Here is a 23209-nt window from a genome sequence, read left to right on the forward strand (position 1 = left end):
GAGCCCGTCGAAAGGTCACGCTGCGGCGTCGGCCGACTTGAACGGGAAGCCGAGCGCCTTCAGCAGCGCGCGACCCTCGTCGTCGGTCTTGGCCGTGGTCACCACGGTGATGTCGAAGCCGCGGACGCGGTCGATCTTGTCCTGATCGATCTCGTGGAACACGCTCTGCTCCTGGAGACCGAAGGTGTAGTTGCCGTTGCCGTCGAACTGGTCGGCCGACAGACCGCGGAAGTCGCGGATGCGCGGCAGGGAGAGGTTGACCAGGCGGTCCACGAACTCCCACGCACGGTCACCGCGGAGGGTGACGTGCGCGCCGATGGGCTGGCCCTCGCGCAGCTTGAACTGCGCGATCGACTTGCGTGCCTTGGTCACGATCGGCTTCTGGCCGGTGATCTTGGTGAGGTCCGCAACAGCGCCCTCGATCACCTTGCTGTCGCGAGCCGCCTCGCCGACACCGGTGTTCACGACGACCTTGACCAGTCCGGGAATCTGCATGACGTTCGCGTAGCCGAACTGCTCCTGCAGAGCCTTCTTGATCTCGGTGTTGTACTTCGCCTTCAGGCGGGGCTGGATCTTGCCAGCCGCCGCGGCGTCAGTCGCTGCCATCAGAGGTCCTTACCTGACTTCTTCGCGTAGCGCACGCGGACCGTGCGCTTCACGCCGTCCTTGACCTGCTCCTCGACACGGTGGCCGACGCGGGTCGGCTTCTTGGTCGAGGGGTCGACGACGGCGACGTTGGAGATGTGGATCGGGGCTTCGACGGTCTCGATGCCACCGGTCTTGGTGCCGCGCTGGGTCTGGCCGACACGGGTGTGCTTGGTGACGTAGTTCACGCCCTCCACCACGATGCGGTTCTGCTCGACGAGGACCTCGAGGACCTTGCCCTGCTTGCCGCGGTCGCCGCCCTTGTCCTGCTTGCGACCGGTGATGACCTGAACCAGGTCGCCCTTCTTGATGTTCGCCATGATCAGATGACCTCCGGGGCGAGCGAGACGATCTTCATGAACTTCTTGTCACGAAGCTCACGACCGACCGGTCCGAAGATACGGGTGCCGCGGGGCTCCCCGTCGTTCTTCAGGATGACGGCGGCGTTCTCGTCGAACTTGATGTACGAGCCGTCGGGACGGCGCGTGGACTTTGCGGTGCGGACGATGACGGCCTTGACCACATCGCCCTTCTTGACGTTTCCGCCCGGGATCGCGTCCTTCACCGTCGCGACGATGGTGTCGCCCAGACCCGCGTAGCGGCGGCGCGAGCCACCGAGGATGCGGATCGTGAGCAGCTCCTTCGCGCCGGTGTTGTCGGCGACCTTGAGGCGGGACTCCTGCTGGATCACTTGGCCTTCTCCACGATCTCGACCAGACGCCAGCGCTTGGTGGCGCTGAGCGGACGGGTCTCGCTGATCACGACGAGGTCGCCGATGCCGGCGGTGTTGTTCTCGTCATGCACCTTGCGCTTCTCGGTACGGCGGATGACCTTGCCGTACAGCGGGTGCTTCACGCGGTCCTCGACCTCGACGACGATGGTCTTGTCCATCTTGTCGCTGACGACGTAGCCGCGCTGCGTCTTGCGATATCCGCGCGCGCTGGCGTCGCGGACATCGTGCTCGCCGTGCTCGACGGCGTCAGCAGTCTTCTTCTCAGCCATTACTCGGCCTCCTCCTTGGGCGCGTCGACAGCCTCATCGGCCTTCTTCGCCTTCGCCTTGGACGCCTTCTTCGCCGGAGCCTCGACCGGAGCGGGCGTCGCACGGATGCCCAGCTCGCGCTCGCGGATCACGGTGTAGAGGCGCGCGATGTCGCGCTTGACGGCGCGGATGCGGCCGTGGCTCTCCAGCTGGCCGGTGGCCGACTGGAAGCGGAGGTTGAACAGCTCCTCCTTGGCCTTGCGCAGCTCCTCGACGAGGCGCTGGTCTTCGAACGTGTCGAGCTCGGCGGGTGCGAGCTCCTTGGTGCCGATCGCCATTACGCGTCGCCCTCCTCGCGCTTGATGATGCGTGCCTTGAGCGGCAGCTTGTGAATGGCCCGGGTGAGGGCCTCGCGTGCGAGCTCCTCGTTCACGCCCGCGACCTCGAAGAGGACACGGCCCGGCTTGACGTTGGCGACCCACCACTCGGGCGAACCCTTACCGGAACCCATGCGGGTCTCGGCAGGCTTCTTCGTGAGCGGACGGTCGGGGTAGATGTTGATCCACACCTTTCCACCACGCTTGATGTGACGGGTCATCGCGATACGAGCGGACTCGATCTGACGGTTGGTCACGTAAGCGGGGGTCAGGGCCTGGATGCCGAACTCGCCGAAGGAGACCTTCGTGCCGCCGGTCGCCTGGCCCGAACGCTTCGGGTGGTGCTGCTTGCGGTACTTGACCTTGCGAGGGATGAGCATTATGCCGACGCTCCTTCTGCGACAGGCGCCTCGTTACGCGGAGCGCGACGACGGTCGCCACGCTCGCGCTGCGGCTTCATGTTGGCCTGCTCGCGTGCGAGTTCCTTGTTGGTGAGATCGCCCTTGTAGATCCAGACCTTCACGCCGATGCGGCCGAAGGTGGTCTTGGCCTCGTAGAAGCCGTAGTCGATGTTCGCGCGCAGCGTGTGCAGCGGCACACGACCCTCGCGGTAGAACTCCGAGCGGCTCATCTCCGCGCCGCCGAGGCGGCCGGAGACCTGGATGCGGATGCCCTTGGCGCCGGCGCGCTGAGCGCCCTGCAGACCCTTGCGCATCGCGCGACGGAACGCCACACGAGCAGACAGCTGCTCGGCGATGCCCTGCGCGACGAGCTGAGCGTCGGCCTCGGGGTTCTTGACCTCGAGGATGTTCAGCTGGATCTGCTTGCCGGTGAGCTTCTCGAGGTCGCCGCGGATGCGCTCGGCCTCGGCGCCGCGGCGGCCGATGACGATGCCCGGACGTGCGGTGTGGATGTCCACACGCACGCGGTCGCGGGTGCGCTCGATCTCGATGCCCGAGACACCGGCGCGGTCGAGCTGCGTCTGCAGCAGGCGACGGATCTTGATGTCCTCGGCGACGTAGTCGGCGTAACGCTGGCCCGGCTTCGTCGAGTCCGAGAACCAACGCGACACGTGGTCCGTGGTGATGCCGAGGCGGAAGCCGTACGGGTTGACCTTCTGGCCCATTACTTGCTCGCCTTCTTCGTCTTGGCCTCCGCAGCCGCCTCAGCGACCTCGGGGGTGGCCAGCACGACCGTGATGTGGCTCGTGCGCTTCTTGATCTGGAACGCACGACCCTGAGCGCGGGGCTGGAAACGCTTGAGCGTCGTGCCCTCGTCGACGTACGCGTTCTTCACGTACAGGTCCTGCTCGTCCAGGTACTCACCGTCGCGATCGGCCTTGACCTGTGCGTTCGCGATGGCAGCGTGCACGAGCTTGTAGATCGGCTCGCTGGCGCCCTGCGGGGCGAACTTCAGAATGGCCAGTGCTTCCTGCGCCTGCTTGCCCTTGATGAGCGCGACGACACGACGAGCCTTCTGAGGGGTCACGCGGATGTGCTTGACGCGTGCGATGGAATCCACCATTGTTCTCCTCCTCTGCTTCTCTCCAGAGCGTCGCCGCGTCAGCGGCGACGACCCTTCTTGTCGTCCTTCTCGTGGCCGCGGAAGGTGCGGGTGGGCGCGAATTCGCCCAGCTTGTGGCCGACCATGGTCTCGGTCACGAACACGGGGATGTGCTTGCGACCGTCGTGGACGGCGATCGTGTGACCCAGCATTGCCGGGATGATCATCGATCGGCGAGACCAGGTCTTGATGACGTTCTTCGAACCGGCCTCGTTCTGAACGATCACCTTGCGAAGCAGGTGCTCGTCGACGAAGGGGCCCTTCTTAAGGCTGCGTGGCATCTTCCTCTACTCCTACTTGCGCTTCTTGCCGGCGTTGCGGCGACGCACGATGTACTTGTCGCTTTCCTTGTTGGCGTGACGGGTGCGACCCTCAGCCTGACCCCACGGGGAGACCGGGTGACGACCACCGGACGTCTTGCCCTCACCACCACCGTGCGGGTGGTCGACCGGGTTCATGGCGACACCGCGGACGGTCGGGCGGACGCCCTTCCAGCGCTTGCGGCCGGCCTTGCCCCAGTTGATGTTCGACTGCTCGGCGTTGCCGACCTCGCCGATCGTCGCACGGCAGCGCGCGTCGACGTTACGGATCTCGCCCGAGGGCAGACGCAGCTGGGCGTAGGGGCCGTCCTTCGCGACCAGACGCACCGAGGCGCCGGCCGAACGGGCCATCTTCGCACCGCCGCCCGGACGCAGCTCGATCGCGTGGATCACGGTACCGGTGGGGATGTTCTTCAGCGGCAGGTTGTTGCCCGGCTTGATGTCGGCGCCCGCGCCCGACTCGACGATGTCGCCCTGCTTCAGCTTGTTCGGCGCGAGGATGTAGCGCTTCTCGCCGTCGAAGTAGTGCAGCAGCGCGATGCGTGCGGTGCGGTTGGGGTCGTACTCGATGTGAGCGACCTTGGCGTCGATGCCGTCCTTGTCATTGCGACGGAAGTCGATGACGCGGTACTGGCGCTTGTGGCCACCACCGATGTGGCGGGTGGTGATGCGGCCCTGATTGTTGCGACCACCGGTCTTCGAGAGCGGACGCAGCAGCGACTTCTCCGGCGTCGATCGGGTGATCTCGGCGAAGTCGGCCACCGACGAACCGCGGCGACCCGGGGTCGTGGGCTTGTACTTGCGAATAGCCATTATCTGTCCTTATCCCCCGGTCAGCCGACTGCCGTGAAGATGTCGATGGAACCCGACTTCAGCGCGACGATGGCGCGCTTGGTGTCCTTGCGCTTGCCGGTGCCGAAACGGGTGCGGCGGGCCTTGCCGACGCGGTTGATCGTGTTGACCGAAGCCACCTTGACGCCGAAGATCTTCTCGATGGCGAGCTTGATCTCGGTCTTCGAGGCGCGGGGGTCCACCAGGAAGGTGTACTTGCCCTCGTCGATCAGGCTGTAGCTCTTCTCGGAGACGACCGGGCCCAGGATGATGTCGCGCGGGTCCTTGTTCAGGGCCGTTGCGAGGGTGTTCTGCTCAGTCATGCCGAGACCTCCTCGGTTGCGCCGGTCTTCGATGCGATGAACGCTTCGAGGGCGGCCTTGGTGAAGACGATGTCGTCGGAGACGACCACGTCGTAGGCGTTCAGCTGGTCGTAGCTGAGCACGTGCACGTTCGGCAGGTTGCGAACGCTCTTCACGGTCAGCTCGTCGCTGCGCTCGATGACGACGAGCACGTTCTTCGGGCCGGCGACGGCGGCGAGCAGGCCCGCAGCGGTCTTGGTCGAAGGGGTGCTGTCGGCGACGAAGGCCTCGACGGCGTGCAGGCGCTCACCGCGGAAGCGATCGCTCAGCGCGCCCAGCAGGGCGGCCGCGATCATCTTCTTGGGGGTGCGCTGCGAGTAGTCGCGCGGCTTCGGGCCGTGGACGATGCCACCACCGGTCATGTGCGGCGCGCGGATCGAGCCCTGACGGGCGTTACCCGTGCCCTTCTGCTTGAAGGGCTTGCGACCGGCACCGGAGACCTCACCGCGACGCTTGGTCGAGTGGGTGCCCTGGCGTGCTGCGGCGAGCTGCGCGACGACCACCTGGTGGATCAGCGGGACGTTGGTCTTGACGTCGAAGATCGCGGCAGGCAGCTCGATGGAGCCGGCCTTCTTGCCGTCGACCGCGATGACGTCGAGCGCGAGAGTGGAGTCAGCCATGTTCAGGCACCCTTCACTGCGTTGCGGACGAAGACGATGCGACCACGCGCGCCGGGGACGGCGCCCTTGACGAGCATGAGTCCCTTCTCGGCGTCGATGGCGTGCACCGTGAGGTTGAGGACGGTCACGCGCTCGCCACCCATACGGCCGGCCATGCGCATGCCCTTGAAGACGCGGCTCGGGGTCGACGATGCGCCGATCGAGCCGGGCTTGCGGTGGTTGCGGTGTGCACCGTGCGAAGCCGAGACGCCCTTGAAGTTGTGGCGCTTCATGACACCCGCAGTGCCCTTGCCCTTGCTCGTGCCGACGACGTCGACGAGCTGGCCGGCCTCGAAGGTGCCGTCGACCGTGAGCTCCTGGCCGAGGCTGTAGTCAGCGGCATCCGCGGTGCGGATCTCGGTGACGTGACGGCGCGGCGTGACGCCGGCTGCCTCGAAGTGAGCGGTCAGCGGCTTGTTGACCTTGCGGGGGTCGATCTGGCCGTAGGCGATCTGAACGGCGTTGTAGCCGTCCTTCTCGGGGGTGCGAAGCTGGGTGACCACGTTCGGGGCCAGCTCGATGACGGTGACGGGAACGAGCTTGCCGTTCTCGTTCCACACCTGGGTCATGCCGAGCTTGGTGCCGAGCATGCCCTTGGAGATCTTTGCGTTGATGTCAACCATGTCGGACCTCAGAGCTTGATCTCGATGTTGACATCGGCAGGCAGGTCGAGACGCATCAGCGAGTCGACGGCCTTGGGCGTCGGGTCGACGATGTCGATCAGACGCTTGTGGGTGCGCATCTCGAAGTGCTCGCGGCTGTCCTTGTACTTGTGGGGCGAACGGATCACGGCGATCACGTTCTTCTCCGTCGGAAGCGGCACCGGGCCGACGACAGTCGCGCCCGCACGGGTCACGGTGTCGACGATCTTGCGCGCCGACGTGTCGATGACCTCGTGGTCATACGACTTCAGGCGAATGCGGATCTTCTGTCCCGCCATTGTCTGCTCTCTCTCTATAAGCGTCTTACCGTCCGGGGCCGGGTGACCCTGGGGCATTGGACGCACGTCGGCGCTGTTCGCGCCTCGGCACTTCGCTTCTCGGACATGGAGGACCTGAGTCCCGGAGCCTGTCGAAGGTGCTGCACCACTGTTCTGCTGTCATCCCGCACGCCGGAGCGGGCGGATCCCGACTCCTGCCATGCAGGCACAACAGGACCTCCGTGAAGAGGTGTCGGATTGTGCGTTCTGCTGTCCGCGGCCTAGAACCCTGCGCACGCTCCTCGGAGTGCGCCGCCTATGCACTGTCGTGACAGTGATCCCGCGCATCACGAAGAGCGCAGGAATGTGGAACCTGTCTATTCTGCCATGACGGATTCGGGTACTGCAAACCCGGGCGTGTCGCGCCTGCGTGCCGCGCCCTCACGACGCTGGGTGGAGCATCCCCACGCCCCACCCAGCGTCAGGGGAGGCCCGGTGGGAGGGGAGCCACCGGGCAGGAGGCAGCCGGCGAGAAGGGATGCCGGCTGCCTCGCTCAAGGGCGCGACACGACGGTCGCGCAGACATGACGATGCATCCGTGGACATCCCACGTGACGAGCACGATGTTCCCCAAGATGAATCCCCATTCATTCGGATGCTGTGCTCCAGCATCCTGTGCCGCTGTTTCCCCAGGCGGCGTTGTCATTCTAGAGCAGGATGCGCTCCCGTGGTGAAGAGTTCCAGGAACGCGTCGGCGGCGCCGCCGACGACGAGGAAAGGCGGCGCACCCCGTGGGGTGCGCCGCCTTCGCTGAGACTGCGTGGGATCACTCGTCGCCGACGCTGCGGTCGACGTTGTCGCGGATCTCGTCGATCTTGTCGGCCGAACCGGGGGCGAGCTTCTTCGCGAAGTCGGCGACACCGTCCAGGACCTTGTCGCTGATGTCCTCGGCCTGCTCGCTCTTGACGACTTCGGCGATCTTGTCCTTGTTCTCCTCGTACAGATCCTTGCCCTTGTTGACGATGTCATCGATTGCCATGAGTGTCCTCCCCCGTCGAGATGCGCAGGGCTGCGCAACTACAGTTCTACGCGACGCGGCCGGGATGCGGTAGTCCCCGGATCGCGCAGCATCCCGGACACGACGAAGGGGCCGGACCCGCAGGTCCGACCCCTTCGTGAGAAGCAGAAGCTTACTTCGTGACCTTGGTCACCGTGCCGGCGCCGACGGTGCGGCCACCCTCACGGATCGCGAAGCCGAGGCCCTCCTCCATGGCGATCGGCTGGATCAGCTCGACCGACATGTCGGTGGTGTCGCCGGGCATGACCATCTCGGTGCCCTCGGGCAGCGTGATGACGCCGGTGACGTCGGTGGTACGGAAGTAGAACTGCGGGCGGTAGTTCGTGTAGAACGGGTTGTGACGGCCACCCTCGTCCTTCGAGAGGATGTAGGCGGTGCCCTCGAAGTTGGTGTGCGGGGTGATCGAGCCCGGCTTCACGACGACCTGACCGCGCTCGACGTCCTCGCGCTTGGTGCCGCGGAGCAGCAGACCACAGTTCTCGCCGGCCCAGGCCTCGTCGAGCTGCTTGTGGAACATCTCGATACCCGTGACCGTGGTCTTCTGCGTCGGGCGGATGCCGACGATCTCGACCTCGGAGTTGATGGCCAGGGTGCCACGCTCGGCGCGGCCCGTGACGACGGTGCCACGACCGGTGATCGTGAAGACGTCCTCGATCGGCATGAGGAACGGCTTGTCGCGGTCACGCTCCGGGTCCGGAACGCTGTCGTCGACGGCCTGCATGAGCTCGAGGATCTTCTCGACCCACTTCTCGTCGCCCTCGAGCGCCTTCAGCGCCGAGACCTGCACGACGGGAGCGTTGTCGCCGTCGAAGCCCTGCGACGAGAGCAGCTCGCGGACCTCGAGCTCGACGAGCTCCAGGATCTCCTCGTCGTCGACCATGTCGCTCTTGTTCAGGGCGACCAGCAGGTAGGGCACGCCGACCTGCTTGGCGAGCAGGACGTGCTCACGGGTCTGCGCCATCGGGCCGTCGGTGGCGGCGACCACGAGGATCGCGCCGTCCATCTGAGCGGCACCGGTGATCATGTTCTTGACGTAGTCGGCGTGGCCGGGGGCGTCGACGTGCGCGTAGTGGCGCTTCGGGGTCTCGTACTCGATGTGCGAGATGTTGATCGTGATGCCGCGCTGACGCTCCTCGGGAGCCGAGTCGATCGTCGCGAAGTCACGCTGAACGTTCGTCTCCGACGGGTACTTGTCTGCGAGCACCTTCGAGATGGCCGCCGACAGCGTGGTCTTGCCGTGGTCGACGTGACCGATCGTTCCGATGTTGACGTGCGGCTTGGTCCGCTCGAACTTGGCCTTGGCCACTGGGTCCTCCTCAGGACGTTCGTGTAGAGATGGCCGGGCACTGGATTGTGACCGGCTCCCTACGGATTTCGGTTTCTCAGTTTAGTGGAGAGTGAATGTGAAGTTGTGGGGGTTCCGGTCAGCCTGGGCCCCTGAGCCTGTCGAAGGGCCGCAGGCCGACCGGATGAAGGGCTTACTCGCCCTTGGTCTTCTGGATGATCTCGTCGGCGACGGCCTTCGGGACCTCGGCGTAGCTGTCGAACTCCATCGAGTAGACAGCACGGCCCGAGGTCTTCGAGCGCAGGTCGCCGATGTAGCCGAACATCTCCGACAGCGGCACCGACGCACGCACGACCTTGACGCCCTGGGCGTCCTCCATCGACTGGATCTGGCCACGACGCGAGTTCAGGTCGCCGATGACGTCGCCCATGTACTCCTCGGGCGTGCGCACCTCGACGGCCATCAGCGGCTCGAGCAGCACGGGGTTCGCGCGGCGCACGGCCTCCTTGAAGCCCATGGAGCCGGCGATCTTGAACGCCATCTCCGAGGAGTCGACGTCGTGCGAGGCACCGTCGATCAGGATCGCCTTGACGCCGACCATGGGGTAACCCGCGAGGGCACCCGTGGCCATGGCGTCCTGGAAGCCCTGGTTCGTCGGCTCGATGTACTCGCGCGGGATGCGGCCACCGGTGACCTTGTTCTCGAACTCGTACGTCTTCTCGGCGGTCACCTCGAGCGGCTCGATGGTGAACTGGATCTTCGCGAACTGACCCGAACCACCGGTCTGCTTCTTGTGCGTGTAGTCGTGCTTCTCGACGGCCTTCTTGATCGTCTCGCGGTACGCCACCTGCGGCTTGCCGACGTTCGCCTCGACCTTGAACTCGCGCTTCATGCGGTCCACGAGGATGTCGAGGTGCAGCTCGCCCATGCCCTTGATGGTCGTCTGACCGGTCTCGGGGTTCAGCTCGGTGCGGAAGGTCGGGTCCTCCTCGGCGAGTTTCTGGATCGCGGTGCCCAGCTTCTCCTGGTCGGCCTTGGTCTTCGGCTCGATGGCGACCTCGATGACGGGCTCGGGGAAGGTCATCGACTCGAGGACCACCGGGGCGGCCGGGTCGGCGAGGGTGTCACCGGTGGTGGTGTCCTTCAGGCCGATGACGGCGTAGATGTTGCCCGCGGTGAGCGAGTCGACCGGGTTCTCCTTGTTGGCGTGCATCTGGAAGATCTTGCCGATGCGCTCCTTCTTGCCCTTGGTCGAGTTGACGACCGCGGAGCCGGAGTCCAGGTGGCCCGAGTACACGCGCACGTAGGTGAGGCGACCGAAGAACGGGTGCACGGCGACCTTGAACGCGAGAGCCGAGAACGGGTCGTTGGCGTCGGGGTGACGCTCGATGACCTTCTCCTCGTCCTTCGGGTCGTGAGCCTCGATGGCGCCCACGTCGAGCGGGTTCGGCAGGTAGTCGACGACCGCGTCCAGCATCGGCTGCACGCCGCGGTTCTTGAACGCCGAGCCGCACAGGACCGGGTAGATCTCGTTGGCGACGACCAGCTTGCGGATGGCGCCCTTGATCTCGGCGATCGTGAGCTCCTCACCGCCGAAGAACTTCTCGAGCAGCGCGTCGTCGGTCTCGGCGACGGTCTCGAGCAGCTGCTGACGGTACTCCTCGGCCTTGGCCTGGAGGTCGGCGGGGATCTCCTGCACCTCGTACGAGGCGCCCATCGTCACGTCACCCTTGGCGTCGCCGGGCCACACCAGGGCGCGCATCTCGATGAGGTCGATGACGCCGACGAAGTCGCTCTCAGCGCCGATCGGCAGCTGCAGCACCAGCGGCTTGGCGCCGAGGCGGTTCACGATGGTGTCGACGGTGTAGTAGAAGTCGGCGCCCAGCTTGTCCATCTTGTTGACGAAGCAGATGCGCGGGACGTTGTACTTGTCGGCCTGACGCCACACGGTCTCGGACTGGGGCTCGACGCCCTCCTTGCCGTCGAACACGGCGACCGCACCGTCGAGCACGCGGAGCGAGCGCTCCACCTCGACAGTGAAGTCCACGTGACCGGGGGTGTCGATGATGTTGATCTGGTTCTTGTTCCAGAAGCAGGTCACGGCGGCAGACGTGATCGTGATGCCGCGCTCCTTCTCCTGCTCCATCCAGTCCGTCGTCGAGGCGCCGTCGTGGGTCTCGCCGAGCTTGTGGTTGACACCCGTGTAGAACAGGATGCGCTCGGTGGTGGTGGTCTTGCCGGCATCGATGTGCGCCATGATGCCGATGTTGCGGACCTTGCTCAGGTCGGTGAGCACTTCTTGTGCCACGGGGGTTCCTCCGGGATGGTTCAGGAACGATCAGAGAGTGAGGGAGCGGATGCCGCGGTGGCGGCATCCGCTCTGCCCTTTACCAGCGGTAGTGGGCGAAGGCGCGGTTCGACTCGGCCATCTTGTGGGTGTCCTCGCGGCGCTTGACCGCGGCACCCAGACCGTTCGAGGCGTCGAGGATCTCGTTCTGCAGACGCTCGGTCATCGTCTTCTCACGACGGCCCTTCGCGTAGCTGACCAGCCAGCGCAGCGCGAGGGTGTTCGCGCGGTGCGGCTTGACCTCGACCGGAACCTGGTAGGTCGAGCCACCGACGCGGCGGCTGCGGACCTCGAGTGTGGGGCGCACGTTGTCGAGCGCCTTCTTGAGCGTGGCGACCGCGTCCTGGCCGCTCTTGGTCTCGACACCGCGGAGGGCGCCGTAGACGATCGACTCGGCGAGCGACTTCTTGCCGTCGACGAGGATCTTGTTCACGAGCGAGGTGACGATCGGTGCGCCGTAGACCGGGTCGTTGACGACGGGGCGCTTCGGGGCGGGACCCTTACGAGGCATCTAACTCAACCCTTCTTCGCGCCGTAGCGGGAACGAGCCTGCTTACGGTTCTTGACAGCCTGGGTGTCGAGCGCACCCCGGACGATCTTGTAGCGGACACCGGGAAGGTCCTTCACACGACCACCGCGCACGAGCACCAGCGAGTGCTCCTGCAGGTTGTGGCCCTCACCGGGGATGTAGGCGGTGACCTCGGTGCCGTTGCGGAGCTTCACACGAGCGACCTTGCGCATCGCCGAGTTCGGCTTCTTCGGGGTGGTGGTGTACACGCGGGTGCACACGCCGGCCTGCTGCGGGTTCGACTTCAGGGCGGGCGCCTTGGTCTTCGCGACCTTGGGCGAGCGGCCCTTGCGAACCAACTGCTGAATGGTTGGCACGTTCTCTCCTAGTAGTGCTGCACGGTGACAGCGTGATGGGTTTCACATCATGACCCACCGGCACAGCGGAACCGCTCTGCCTTTGGTGTGATGGGTATGCCGTGGAGGCGAACCGGCGGTGCCGGCGCCCTGCATGCGCGCACAGCAGTGCGCACACCCGATCAAGTGTAATCCGGCGTAACCACACCGGTCAAATGCCGCAAGGCGCCACGCCGCTCAGTTCGGATCCGGCTCAGCGCAGATCCCTTTTCAGCGCAGATCCCGCACGCGTGCCACCACGCCCATGCCCGCGCCCTCTCTGCGCTCCCCCGCGACGGCGATGATCAGCAGCACCGCGCCCATCGTGGCCAGGGTGATCCACCACGGCATGGATTCTATGCCGCGGCCGAGCTGCACCGAGAAGACGAACACGTTCTCGATGGGCAGCACGACCAGCCCGATCACGAACGGCGCGGCCAGACGGCGGGCCGCGCCCACCAGGATGGCGGCCAGGGCGATGCCCATCACGAGGATCGCCCGCCAGGTCAGCGGATCGGTGAAGGTCGAGACGACGGATGCCGACAGCATGACGATCAGCCCGGGCGCCAGCAGCGCCCACGAGCCGCGCCAGCGGTGCGGCCAGTCGTCGAGCCGGGCCGGGGCGGTGTCGTGCGTCTGCCGCATCGCCAGCGCTCCCGCTGCGAGCAGGAACGCCCCGAGCGGCAGGGAGAACATCTCCACGCGCAGTTCGCGCGGGCTCCACGCCACGACCGCCGTGATGAAGGAGATGCCGAACAGCACCCACACCGGGGGCAGCGGCGACGAGGAGTCCGCGATCGTGCGGCGCGTTGCGCGCACCATGACGACGAGCCAGCACAGCATCAGCGTCCACATCCCCCAGATCGCGAACCAGTCCTCGGCGATCGCGGACCAGGTTCCGGCTGCGAAGGCGAGTGCCGCGGGCACCGTCACCCAGCGCGAGGTCGCGAGCCGGCCCGGGAGCGATGCGGCGGATGCCGCAGCCCCGGATGCCGCAGCACCGGATGTCGCAGAGCCGGATGTCGCAGAGCCGGCGGATGCCGCGGACGCGCCGATCGTGCGTGCATCGGAGCGCAGCATCCGCGCCGTCGCCAGCAGCACCAGCGCGGCGAGGGCACTCATGCCCACGCAGAGCAGGAAGACCCCGGCGTCACCGCCGAGCACCGGCGAGGCGTCCAGGCCGCTCCCCCAGCGCACGGACTGCGTCGTGCCGCCCAGCGCGGCGGCGGATGCCAGCAGCGCGGCCGGCGTGCGCAGCGGGCGCAGTCGGCGCAGCGGAGTGCGTGCGCCGCGACCCAGCACGACGGCGACACCGAGCAGGGCCCAGCCGGCCGCGAGCAGTCCGTGCGCCCGCCAGGGCACGGCATCCGTCCCGGCCCCGGCGACGAGCAGCACCAGCACCGGCACGATCGCCCCGGCGAGCCCCGCGGCGAAGAGGGCGGTGGCGCGCGCACTGCGCAGAGTCAGCAGTACCGCCACCAGCACCGCGCCGAGCGCGGGCGGCAGCAGGTACGCCTCGGGCAGCTCGACCCCGTTCAGCGCCCACAGCGACCAGAGTGCCCCGGTGAAGGCCGCGCCGGCCACCCACCAGCCGTAGCGGCGTCCGGCCAGCAGCGAGGTCAGAGCGGCACCGACGCCGAGGATGATGAGCACGAGGCAGGCGGTGCCGAACCCCGCCGCCTCGCGCACGAGGGCGAGACCCACGGCGATCGCCGCGGTGAGCAGCGCCGAGGCCTCGATCGCGACGCGTGCGGCATCCGCCGTCGTCTTCATGCGCCCACGTGCGACGAGTCCGTCGCGGATCAGCGCGCCGGACGGCAGCACCAGTGCGACGAGCAGGGCGATGACCGGCAGCACGACCGGCGATCCGCTCTGCACGAGCAGCTGGGCCCCCAGGCACAGCACGACCACCGCGAGCGACGGGACGAGCATGGCGGCCGCGAGCGTGCGCACCACCACGGTGAGCCCCGCGCGGCGGGTGAGCAGCAGCGACAGCGCGAGCACGAACATGAGTCCGGTCGACAGTGCGGTCCAGCCGCTGCGCTCGAACACCACCTGCACGACCGCGATCGTGAACGGCACGGTCGCGACCACGAGGATCGCCTGCCAGTTGCGGGCCGCCACCGCCGGGACGAAGGTCGCGACGATCGCGCCGAGCAGGCCCGCCGAGGCGGTGAGGCACAGCAGTGCTATGCCGCCGACGCCGGTCAGCGCGTTGCCGGTCAATGACAGTGCGGTGGCCACGAGTGCGAGCGCGTACCCGTACCCGGCCCCCACGTGCAGGAAGCGCGAGGGGCGAGGGATGGTGCGGGCGACCACCGCCAGCACGGCGATCGCCGCGACACCTGCCACGGGTACGAGCTGGCGGTCCTGCCAGGACAGCGGCACCGCCAGCAGCAGGGCGGCATGCGCCCCGACGACGAGGATGCCGCGGACGGATGCCGGTACGAGGTTCTTCCTCACGACGATCACGCCCGCTGCGACAGCCGTCACCGCCAGCAGCACGCCGATGGCCGCGGGCAGGATCAGCACGTGTGCGGCGGCGAGGGAGAACAGTGCACCTATCGCGTACAGCGCACAGACCACCTGCGCGGCGCCGCGCAGCACCCGCACATCGGCGCGGTGCCGGGCGCAGAGCGCGAAGGCCCCGAACCCTGCCGAGATCACCGCGAGGGCGATGATCTGCGGCCAGCCGCCCGGCCCGAGCACCGGCCCGGGCGCGACGACGGCGCCCGCGGGCGCGCCCACCGAGCTCAGCACCGTGGTGCCGATCATCGCGGCGTACAGAACTGCCGGGGCGCTGGTCACGCCGGCGGCGAGCCCGGCGCCCACGGCGAGCGGCAGACGCGGAGTGCGCCGTGGCAGGGGCACGAGAGCACCCACGATGAGCATGACCACGGCACCCGCCGGCACGATCGCGAGGATCCATTCGAAGGCGCGGTCGCCGTGCACGAGGCTCGACGCGGCGAAGGCACCGGCGGCCACGCCGAGCACGCCGGCCACGGCGCCCCACACGCCCGGCATGGCCTGCGCCGCGGCCAGCACCGCGTGCACCGCGAGCACGCCGAGCACGACGGCGATGGCGATCGGTTCGGCGTCCGCGAACAGGATCCGCGCGACGGCGAGCACCGCGACGACCAGCTGCACGGCGGTGAGAGCGGCGACCTCGGGCGCGAGGGCGCGCCGGACGGGGCGCGGAGCGGCATCCGGTTCGGTCTGAGCCGTCTCGCGAGCGGGGAACCGCGGTGCGAGACGCGGGAGCAGGGCGATCAGGCCGGTGGCGGCGAAGCCGGCCGCCGCCAGCAGAAGAGCGGCAGGCAGTGCGGTCTGCACGGCGAAGCACAGCAGCGCCGGCACGGATGCCAGGGCGGGGAGGGCGGCCCAGAGCCAGATGCGGATGCGAGCGCGCAGCGCCGCCGCGAGCAGCAACCCGCCCGCAACCGCGGTCGCGAGGGCCGCGGATGTCCAGGAGGCGGCGTCGTCTGCGAAGGACCCCGCCACGGCCTGCACATCGAGGCCGACGAACACCAGGCCCAGTCCCCCGACAGCCTCGGCCGAGGACTGCAGGCGGCGCCGGGCGAGCAGCCACGCGCCGGCCAGGAACGCGAGCGTCACCACCCCGATGATCGTGCTGCGCACCGCGCGGTCGGCGAGTTCGGGGTTGAAGAAGGTGAACACGATCGCCGCGACCGCGAACAGTGCCGCTCCCGCCGTGGCGAGCACCGACTGCAGGCTCGCGCCATCGTTCGCCGGCGCTCCGGCCCCGCGCCCTGCCGGCCGCACTCCTTGCCCGTGAGAAACCACATTCTGCGTGAGAAACCCTGCCTGCGCGCGTTTGTCATGCGCGATGTGGTTTCTCACCGAGGGGCCGGACAGCGAGGGGCCGGACGGCACGGGGGCGCCGGCGGCGGGGGCGGATGCCGCGGGGACGGCACGGGGGATGCGCAGCCGGGCCGCCTCGCGCACGCGCAGTGCGTCCACGGCGACGCGCGACGCGTGCCACAGCGTGGCACCCTGTGCCCCCGCCAGGTCCGCGCCGCAGCGCGGGCAGCGCCCGCTCATCAGCGGCGCCGACTCGCAGACCGGGCAGGTGTTCGCATCCTGCAGCCGCGTGATCGCGGCATCCGCCCATCCCCCGCTCATGACGCGTCCTCCTCGACGTAGCGCAGGATGTCGCCGGGCTGGCACTCGAGCACCCGGCAGATGGCATCCAGCGTGGTGAAGCGCACAGCCTTGGCCCGCCCGTTCTTGAGCACGGCGACGTTCGCCGGGGTGATGCCGATGGCATCGGCGAACTCCTGAACGCTCATCTTGCGGCGGGCGAGCATGATGTCGATGTCGATGACGATGGGCATCAGACCACCTCGGAGAGGTCCTGCTCGAGCTGCAGCGCCTTGCGCAGCAGCCCTCGCATCACGCCCACCAGCAGCGCGAGCGAGAGACTGACGACGATGCCGAAGACGGCGAGGATCAGGATGCCGGGATTCACCGCCCGGCCGAGCGAGAGCACGATGTACGAGGCGATCAGCAGCAGTGCCGCGATCAGCATCGTGGCGATGATGATGTCGACGTAGCGGAACGCGCGAGGGCTGAAGATGCGGTCTGCACGCACGAGCGAGAGCAGCGCGAACACGCACAGCAGCACGGTCTCGACGAGGGCGAGGAAGAGCACGGCGCCGATGATGCCCGGAATCCGCAGGTAGGCGAGGTCGGGGTTGCGCAGCGCGGTCTCGGCCGCCACCCCGGGGATCATGATGATCTGCACGAACAGCAGCAGGGCGATCAGGACGACGATCAGGCCTCGGAGCACGAGGGTGGCGACGGGCTGCATGGCATTCCTATCGAAAGACGACAATTATCTATCGAAAAACGATAGCCAGTCGGCATGACGGCGGACAAGCGGATGCGGTCGATTCCCAGGATCCGCGGCCGTGACCGTGAGACTGCGTGGCCGGACAGCCGCTCGCGCTACAGGCCGTCGGGGTCGAACGGCGAGTCGAGCGCCTCGCTCAGCTCGGCGAGCATGAGCTCGATCTGCGGCTCGACGTACTGCGAGATCGCCGCCTGCACCCGCAGCCGGTGGCGCAGCAGCAGCCCGCAGATCTCACGCCCGATCATGTTCGCGTAGTCGTCGGCGAGGGCGACCTCCTGGCGCAGAGCCGCCTTCGCCTCGTCGCTCAACGGCGGCAGGGGCGGCAGCTCGGCCGCGGCCTCGTCGGCCATCCCGGCGACGGTGAAGAGGAACGGCGCGCCCGGCACGGGGTCGGGGTCCAGCGGCATCCCCTCGAACTCCGGGTCGAGCCCCTCGGCCGGGCGGTATGCGCGGGACCGGTTGCGGGCGGCCTGATGGTCGAGCTCGGCCTGCAGCATCGGCAGATTGCGCGCGGTGTACTCGGCGACGGCCTGATCGACGATCGCCTTGATGCGGGTCGACATGCCGTGCTGCACCCCGTGCGGCACGTTCGCCCCGATCCCGGCAGCCGAGAGCACGGGCGATCCCAGGCAGCGGCGGCAGGGAGCGACCCGGCCGCGGTGCGTGGCGGGAGCCCACCTCGGCACCCAGCGCAGCCACGCCTCAACGGCCTGGCTGACCTGGGTTTCCAGTGACCTCTCCACGCATACAGAGTACGGCCGTGAGCGCGAATCGGCGCGGGTTCATGGCGTGTTGCCCGCTCACTCGCCGTCGCTCGTCACCGTCACTCCTCGTCGCGGTCCTCCCACGGCCAGCGCAGGGCGCGGGCCCGCGTGCGGCGCAGCGCGATCGCGATCCACGCCCCGATCAGCGCGGCCAGCAGCACGATCAGGCTGGAGCCGCGCACCACCAGCTGCGACACGGCGGCGGATGCGGCGGCGAGCCCCGCACCGCTCAGCAGCGCGGCCAGCCACACGACGGCGAGGTGCGCCAGCACCGTGGCCAGCCCGACCGGGATGACGGCCGGGAACGGCGGATGCCGCCGGGACAGCACCGTCCACAGCATCCAGGAGAACACCCCGATCGCGGCGATCATGCCGACGATCGCCGGCCAGGAGTCGAGCCCTTCGACCGTCAGGATGTCGAGGTCGGCGTAGAAGGTCAGCATCCCGAGCCCGAGGATCGCCAGCGACGCGAATGCGGCGAAGCCGATCACCACCGCCAGGAACGCGGAGACCCCCTGCGGCGCGGGGCCGTGGGGGTCTCCGGTGGTGGTCATAGCGCCACCCTACGCTCAGTGCGGGGCGCGGTCAGCGCATCGCCGAGGGGCCTGCCTCGAGCGTGCGCTCGTACTCGGCCTGGGCCTCGGCGTTCAGGGCCTTCTTGCGGGCGCCGCTGCGTGCCACCCAGGCGCCGAACCAGATGGTCAGCTCGCGGGCGAACACGAATGCGGCGATGGCCAGCGGTGCCCACAGCTGCTCGCCGATCAGCTCGGCCGACTCGCTGGGGGTGATCCGCCAGAACGGAGCCTGGAAGAGCTGACCGAGCAGGTGACCGCCGTAGGTGGCCAGCGCGACGAGCAGGCCGAGCGTGACCCACTTGCCCCAGCGCGCGCGGTTGACGAACGCGCCGAGCAGCCAGAACGACAGGAAGAACACGGCCACGGGCACCCAGAACGACCAGGTCGTCAGCGGCGCCAGGGCCGCCGTGCCGATGTTCTCGAGCGTCACGTCGCCGGCGAGGGCGCCGATGCCGAGGATCGCGCCGAGGTACAGCACGGCGAAGGCCACGGTCGCGACCAGGCCGATAGCACCGGCGGTGCCGCGGTTGCCGAGCTCGCGGGGCGGCTCGGGGGCCTGCACGAAGATGGGCTGCGGCGGCGCGGGAGCCGGCGCCACGACGGCCGTCGGCTCTGCGGGCAGCACCCGGGTCTCGGCGGATGCCGCAGACGGCGCGTAGGCGTCGTCCGCCACCGTGTGCACGGGCGCCTCCTCGGTGCGGAGGTCGTCACGGCCGGCATCGCGGTCGCGCCACTCGTCGTCGGAGCGGGCGGCGACGTCATCGCGGTCGTCGTCGCGCACTGTGGCGGCCGGGGTCGTCAGGGGCTCCGAGACGGGGGTGCCGGCGGCGTCCGTCTCGGATGCGACGACGGGCCGCTCTTCCACCGAGGGCACCGCGTCGTCGCCGGACGCGACCGGCGTGGTGCGCGTGTCGTCGCCGGGGGCCGGCTCGCTGGTGAAGGTGCCGGGGAAGTCGCGCTCGGCGGCCTCGAAGGCTGCGTGGTCAGGGTCGACGTCGTCGGCGCCGGAGTCCGTGCCCGGTACGTCGGCACGGGCCGCGGCTGCGGCGTCGAGTCCCTCGTTGGCACTGCCGACGACGTCCTCGACGTCCTTCGGCTGCTCGTTCTTGGGAACCTCGGGGTCGCTCATGGCTTCCGCCTCTCCTGAATGGGTGCACAGCGAGGGTAGCGCCCGCGGAATCCCGCATGACGGAGGCATGCCGACGTGTCGTCGGTCTGGTGGCGGAGCCCGCGCGTGTCGCGGCCGCTCGAGCGGCGGCCGTGCCGTACTCTCAGCCCGGCGCCTCGCCGCCGAGCGGTCCGCCCGAACAGCCAGCCGCCGAACAGTCAACCACCGAAGAGTGAGCCGACGACCGCGATCAGGTCGGGACCCATCGGCAGCGACAGCCAGAGCAGCCCGCCCACGACGGCTGCGCACAGGATGCCCACGATCCAGCGGGCAACCGGGTCGCTCCCGTCCGCACGTGCCGTCATGGCCAGAGGCTACGCCCGCGGGTCACCCGGACACGGCATCCCGGCGACCGTGTCGCGCCGCTCCCGCGCCGCGGTCAGGCCGCCACCCCTCCCCTGAGCGCGAGAAACCACATTCATCGTGAGAAACCCGCGCAGAACGGGTTTCTCGTGGCGAATGTGGTTTCTCGCGAGGGTGGAGGTCAGCGGCGGGGGCAAACGTCAGGGGAGGGAGACGCCGGGGAGGGACCAGACGGCGAAGGCGGGGCCTTCGGCCGCGAGCGCCACGGCGCCGTCGGATGCCACCGCCAGGGTCGCATCTCCGAAGAGCGCCTCCGCGGCGGCGGCACCGGGCAGGGCGCCGGGGGCGAGTTCGGCATCCGCTCCCCCGCGCGTGGCGAGCACGAGGATGCTCTCCTCGGCGCTCTCGCGCACGAACACCACGGTCTCGTCATCGGCGTGCAGCCAGCGCATGCCACCCTCGCCCAGCACGGGATGCGCGCGGCGCAGTCCGATCAGCTCGCGGTACAGCGCGAGGCGTTCGGAGAGCTCGGGTTCGTCCTGCCGCGACCACGGCATGGGCGTGCGGCTGGCCTCGCCGTCGGCGCCGGTGAGTCCGAACTCGTCTCCGGCGAAGACCACCGGCACGCCCGGCATGGTCATCGACAGGCCGACCGCGACGGGCACCGCACCCGCCGCGGCATTCGTCGCGAAGCGGCCGGTGTCGTGGGTGTCGAGCGGCTGCATGTTGCCCAGCCGCACACGCCACGGGATGCCGGCGGTGAATCGGGTCACGGCATCGGCGAACTCGCGCGCCGTGTACCGCGGGATGCCGCCGATCGGCTGCCCGAAGAACCACGGCTCGGTGCGCTCGTCCCCCTCGGCGGTGAGGTAGGGCTCACCCGTCGGCTCGCTGAGCCAGCCCCACAGCGGCCGGGTGAACGAGGGGTAGGTCATGGCGCCGTGCCAGCCGTCGCCCTGCAGATCGCTGGCGGCGTCGTTGGTCGACTCGCCGAGCAGGATGGCATCGGGGTTGATGCGCAGCATGGTCTCGCGCAGCAGCGAGCGCACCTCGGCGTTCAGGTCGACGTCGCCCAGGCGCCCGGTCATGTTCGCGACGTCGATGCGCCAGCCGTCGAGCGAGTACGGCGGCTTCAGCCACTTCGCCACGACCGAATCTTCGCCGGTGATGAAGCGCTCGCGCAGCGCCGGCGATGCCCAGTTGAACTTCGGCAGCGTGGGGGTGCCCAGCCACGACTCGTACTGCGTGTTCGCGTCGTCGGTGAAGTAGTAGAAGCTCTCGGTCTCGGCACCGGGGTTGCCGAGCGCCTGCTGGAACCATTCGTGCCGGTCGCCGGAGTGGTTGCTGGTGAGATCGCCGATGACCCGGATGCCGCGGGCGTGCGCCTCTTCCACGAGCCGCGCGTACGCCTCATCGCCGCCGAGCAGCGGGTCGACCGAGTCGAAGCTCGCGGCGTCGTAGCGGTGGTTGGAGCCTGCCGGGAAGACGGGGGTCAGGTACAGCAGGTCGACGCCGAGGGCGACCAGGTGGTCGAGGCGCTCGATGATGCCAGGGATGTCGCCGCCGTAGAACTGCTGCGAGCGGCCGGGCATGACCGGGTCGACCGCGGCATCCCACTCCGCCGGGATGGCCCACTCCGGGGTCGGATGCCGATCGGCCTGGGCCGACCGGGCGAAGCGGTCGGGGAACACCTGGTACATCACCGCTCCGTGCAGCCACGCCGGCGGGGCCGGGTTGGCGACGAGGGCGAAGTCCTCGGCATCCAGGGTCTCGAGGGTGTGGATGCCGGTCTGGTTCACCCATTCGACCCGCCCGTTCTCGTGCAGCAGCACGAAGCGGTAGCCGTGGCGGGGGTTGCGCACCGCGATCGGCGCCTGCCACCAGTCCCAGCCGTCGGCAGACCCGATGCGCTCGGCGTCGGTCCACTCCGGCTCGTGGTCGGGGTTGGAGCGCGTGCGCACGGCGGCCAGCGGGCCGTACCCTTCGGGCACGCGCAGGCGCACGATCACCGTCTCGCCCAGCTGCGGGGCGTCGTTCGAGACGTACAGCGGCGAGCCGTCGTGGTGCGGGAGGACGGGACCGGTGAGAGTGCCGGTGATCGATTCGGGGGTCATGTCAGGCCTTTCGTGGATACGGCGGTGCACCCGCCGGGAGTCGACGTGGTTGCACGGCCGTGGCCATGACAGAGCCCCTGGATTGTTCTTCGGTTGTGAAGTCTGCCACGCGCCGGCGACATCGGCGCGCCGCCCGCCGGCATCGCGGCGCGGGCCGGCGACATGCGCCGGCCCACGGCATCCGCTACTTGACGCTGCCGGCGGTGAGACCGCCGACGATGTACTTCTGCAGGGCGAGGAACAACGCGACCGGCAGGATCGCGGCGAGCACGGCGCCGGCGGCGAACACGCTCCAGTTCTTCGAGAACTCGTCGGCCACGAAGCGGTACAGGCCGACCGCGAGGGTCTGCTTGTCGGGGTCGATGAGGATGACGCTGGCGAGCACGAACTCGCTCGAGGTGCCGATGAAGCTCAGCAGGCCGACGACAGCGAGGATCGGGGCGACCAGGCGCAGGATGATCGTGAAGAAGATGCGGGCGTGCCCGGCGCCGTCGATCTTCGCGGCCTCGTCGATCGACGCGGGAACGGTGTTGAAGAACCCGTACATGAGGTACGTGTTCGCACCGAGTGCGCCGCCCAGGTAGACCATGATCAGGCCGATCTGGGTGTTCAGGCCGATCGCCGGGAAGATGTCGCTGATGGTCACCATGATCAGGAAGATCGCGACCATCGCGAGCATCTGCGGGAACATCTGCACCACCAGCAGCGCGGTGAGGGTGAAGCGGCGGCCGGTGAACCGCATCCGCGAGAAGCTGTAGGCCGCCAGGGCTCCGAGCAGCACCGTGAGCGCCGAGGTGACCAGTCCGATCACCAGGGTGTTCACGAACCAGGCGCCGTAGGGCTGCGAGGGGTTCTGGAACAGCTCGATGTAGCTGCCGATGTCGATGGTGCCGAACAGCGAGTTGGCGGTCAGCAGGGTGCCGCCCGGGTTCAGCGAGGCGCTGATCACGTACAGGAGCGGGAACAGCGCGAACACGGTCGCGGCGATGCCGACGAGGTGGCGCCAGCCGGTCTCGCGGAAGTACTTGCCGAATGGCCGGCGCGGCTCGCGGCCCTCGCCGCGGACGCCGGCGCCTGCACCGGAGGTGACGATCGCGCTCGTGGAGGGCTGGGAGGGCTGGGTGGTCTGGGAGATGGTCATG

At 68.6% G+C, this 23209-nt stretch carries 28 protein-coding genes; all 28 read right to left on the minus strand.

From position 1 onward, the window contains the following. Positions 1-15: 15 nt before the first annotated feature. Positions 16-606 carry a 50S ribosomal protein L5 gene (rplE, locus tag H7694_RS12485; protein WP_193596803.1) on the minus strand — a complete coding sequence of 197 codons (591 nt, stop codon included), beginning with the start codon at positions 604-606 and terminating at the stop codon, positions 16-18. After that, positions 606-965 (minus strand): 50S ribosomal protein L24, encoded by a 360-nt coding sequence (rplX, locus tag H7694_RS12490; protein WP_193596804.1) that lies wholly within the window; start codon positions 963-965, stop codon positions 606-608. Before rplX ends, rplE begins: the two co-directional genes overlap by 1 nt. 2 nt (positions 966-967) lie before the next feature. Further along, positions 968-1336 carry a 50S ribosomal protein L14 gene (gene rplN / locus H7694_RS12495; RefSeq protein ID WP_193596805.1) on the minus strand — a complete coding sequence of 123 codons (369 nt, stop codon included), beginning with the start codon at positions 1334-1336 and terminating at the stop codon, positions 968-970. Further along, positions 1333-1647, minus strand: a complete 315-nt coding sequence (gene rpsQ / locus H7694_RS12500; protein ID WP_193596806.1) for a 30S ribosomal protein S17 — start codon at positions 1645-1647, stop codon at positions 1333-1335. The genes rplN and rpsQ overlap by 4 nt, the downstream gene beginning before the upstream one ends. Continuing rightward, complete coding sequence (gene rpmC / locus H7694_RS12505; RefSeq protein WP_193596807.1) at positions 1647-1964, minus strand: 50S ribosomal protein L29; 318 nt, start codon at positions 1962-1964, stop codon at positions 1647-1649. The genes rpsQ and rpmC overlap by 1 nt, the downstream gene beginning before the upstream one ends. Then, positions 1964-2383 (minus strand): 50S ribosomal protein L16, encoded by a 420-nt coding sequence (gene rplP / locus H7694_RS12510; protein ID WP_179410064.1) that lies wholly within the window; start codon positions 2381-2383, stop codon positions 1964-1966. The genes rpmC and rplP overlap by 1 nt, the downstream gene beginning before the upstream one ends. Then, positions 2383-3129 carry a 30S ribosomal protein S3 gene (gene rpsC / locus H7694_RS12515; RefSeq protein ID WP_193596808.1) on the minus strand — a complete coding sequence of 249 codons (747 nt, stop codon included), beginning with the start codon at positions 3127-3129 and terminating at the stop codon, positions 2383-2385. The genes rplP and rpsC overlap by 1 nt, the downstream gene beginning before the upstream one ends. After that, complete coding sequence (rplV, locus tag H7694_RS12520; protein WP_193596809.1) at positions 3129-3527, minus strand: 50S ribosomal protein L22; 399 nt, start codon at positions 3525-3527, stop codon at positions 3129-3131. The genes rpsC and rplV overlap by 1 nt, the downstream gene beginning before the upstream one ends. Positions 3528-3565: 38 nt before the next feature. Next, positions 3566-3847 carry a 30S ribosomal protein S19 gene (rpsS, locus tag H7694_RS12525; protein WP_193596810.1) on the minus strand — a complete coding sequence of 94 codons (282 nt, stop codon included), beginning with the start codon at positions 3845-3847 and terminating at the stop codon, positions 3566-3568. A gap of 12 nt (positions 3848-3859) precedes the next feature. Next, the gene (gene rplB, locus H7694_RS12530; RefSeq protein WP_193596811.1) at positions 3860-4699 is read right to left on the minus strand and encodes a 50S ribosomal protein L2; all 840 of its coding nucleotides are present in this window, start codon (positions 4697-4699) and stop codon (positions 3860-3862) included. A 20-nt stretch (positions 4700-4719) separates the two neighbouring features. Beyond that, complete coding sequence (rplW, locus tag H7694_RS12535; RefSeq protein ID WP_193596812.1) at positions 4720-5040, minus strand: 50S ribosomal protein L23; 321 nt, start codon at positions 5038-5040, stop codon at positions 4720-4722. Next, positions 5037-5699 carry a 50S ribosomal protein L4 gene (gene rplD, locus H7694_RS12540; RefSeq protein ID WP_193596813.1) on the minus strand — a complete coding sequence of 221 codons (663 nt, stop codon included), beginning with the start codon at positions 5697-5699 and terminating at the stop codon, positions 5037-5039. Before rplD ends, rplW begins: the two co-directional genes overlap by 4 nt. Positions 5700-5701: 2 nt before the next feature. Next, positions 5702-6361 carry a 50S ribosomal protein L3 gene (gene rplC / locus H7694_RS12545; RefSeq protein WP_193596814.1) on the minus strand — a complete coding sequence of 220 codons (660 nt, stop codon included), beginning with the start codon at positions 6359-6361 and terminating at the stop codon, positions 5702-5704. Positions 6362-6369: 8 nt separating this feature from the next. Further along, a complete protein-coding gene (rpsJ, locus tag H7694_RS12550; RefSeq protein WP_193596815.1) occupies positions 6370-6678 on the minus strand; it encodes a 30S ribosomal protein S10 in 309 nt (102 codons plus the stop codon). An 805-nt stretch (positions 6679-7483) separates the two neighbouring features. Next, a complete protein-coding gene (locus tag H7694_RS12555) occupies positions 7484-7696 on the minus strand; it encodes a hypothetical protein (protein ID WP_193596816.1) in 213 nt (70 codons plus the stop codon). A gap of 151 nt (positions 7697-7847) precedes the next feature. After that, on the minus strand, positions 7848-9041 hold the full coding sequence (tuf, locus tag H7694_RS12560) for an elongation factor Tu (protein ID WP_193596817.1): 1194 nt from the start codon (positions 9039-9041) through the stop codon (positions 7848-7850). Between the two features lie 172 nt (positions 9042-9213). Further along, positions 9214-11328, minus strand: coding sequence for an elongation factor G (gene fusA / locus H7694_RS12565; RefSeq protein ID WP_193596818.1), 2115 nt, complete (start codon positions 11326-11328; stop codon positions 9214-9216). 79 nt (positions 11329-11407) lie between these two features. Beyond that, entirely contained in the window at positions 11408-11878 is a 471-nt protein-coding gene (gene rpsG, locus H7694_RS12570; protein ID WP_193596819.1) for a 30S ribosomal protein S7, read from the minus strand. A gap of 5 nt (positions 11879-11883) precedes the next feature. Beyond that, entirely contained in the window at positions 11884-12252 is a 369-nt protein-coding gene (gene rpsL, locus H7694_RS12575; protein ID WP_091703622.1) for a 30S ribosomal protein S12, read from the minus strand. 249 nt (positions 12253-12501) lie between these two features. After that, on the minus strand, positions 12502-16413 hold the full coding sequence (locus H7694_RS12580) for an SCO7613 C-terminal domain-containing membrane protein (protein WP_193596820.1): 3912 nt from the start codon (positions 16411-16413) through the stop codon (positions 12502-12504). Then, the gene (locus tag H7694_RS12585; RefSeq protein ID WP_193596821.1) at positions 16410-16625 is read right to left on the minus strand and encodes a helix-turn-helix domain-containing protein; all 216 of its coding nucleotides are present in this window, start codon (positions 16623-16625) and stop codon (positions 16410-16412) included. The genes H7694_RS12580 and H7694_RS12585 overlap by 4 nt, the downstream gene beginning before the upstream one ends. Continuing rightward, a complete protein-coding gene (locus H7694_RS12590; RefSeq protein ID WP_193596822.1) occupies positions 16625-17101 on the minus strand; it encodes a DUF2975 domain-containing protein in 477 nt (158 codons plus the stop codon). Before H7694_RS12590 ends, H7694_RS12585 begins: the two co-directional genes overlap by 1 nt. A gap of 137 nt (positions 17102-17238) precedes the next feature. Further along, positions 17239-17886, minus strand: a complete 648-nt coding sequence (locus tag H7694_RS12595; protein ID WP_193596823.1) for a spermidine/putrescine ABC transporter substrate-binding protein — start codon at positions 17884-17886, stop codon at positions 17239-17241. 80 nt (positions 17887-17966) lie between these two features. Beyond that, positions 17967-18461, minus strand: a complete 495-nt coding sequence (locus tag H7694_RS12600; RefSeq protein ID WP_193596824.1) for a hypothetical protein — start codon at positions 18459-18461, stop codon at positions 17967-17969. 31 nt (positions 18462-18492) lie between these two features. Further along, positions 18493-19611: an ABC transporter gene (locus tag H7694_RS12605; protein ID WP_193596825.1), complete on the minus strand. Its 1119-nt coding sequence runs from the start codon at positions 19609-19611 to the stop codon at positions 18493-18495. A 197-nt stretch (positions 19612-19808) separates the two neighbouring features. Next, on the minus strand, positions 19809-19955 hold the full coding sequence (locus H7694_RS12610; protein ID WP_193596826.1) for a hypothetical protein: 147 nt from the start codon (positions 19953-19955) through the stop codon (positions 19809-19811). Between the two features lie 198 nt (positions 19956-20153). Further along, a complete protein-coding gene (locus tag H7694_RS12615; RefSeq protein WP_193596827.1) occupies positions 20154-22067 on the minus strand; it encodes a glycoside hydrolase family 13 protein in 1914 nt (637 codons plus the stop codon). 184 nt (positions 22068-22251) lie between these two features. Next, complete coding sequence (locus H7694_RS12620; protein WP_193596828.1) at positions 22252-23208, minus strand: sugar ABC transporter permease; 957 nt, start codon at positions 23206-23208, stop codon at positions 22252-22254. Position 23209 lies beyond the last annotated feature (1 nt).

The organism is Microbacterium sp. YJN-G (assembly GCF_015040615.1).
GTDB lineage: Bacteria > Actinomycetota > Actinomycetes > Actinomycetales > Microbacteriaceae > Microbacterium.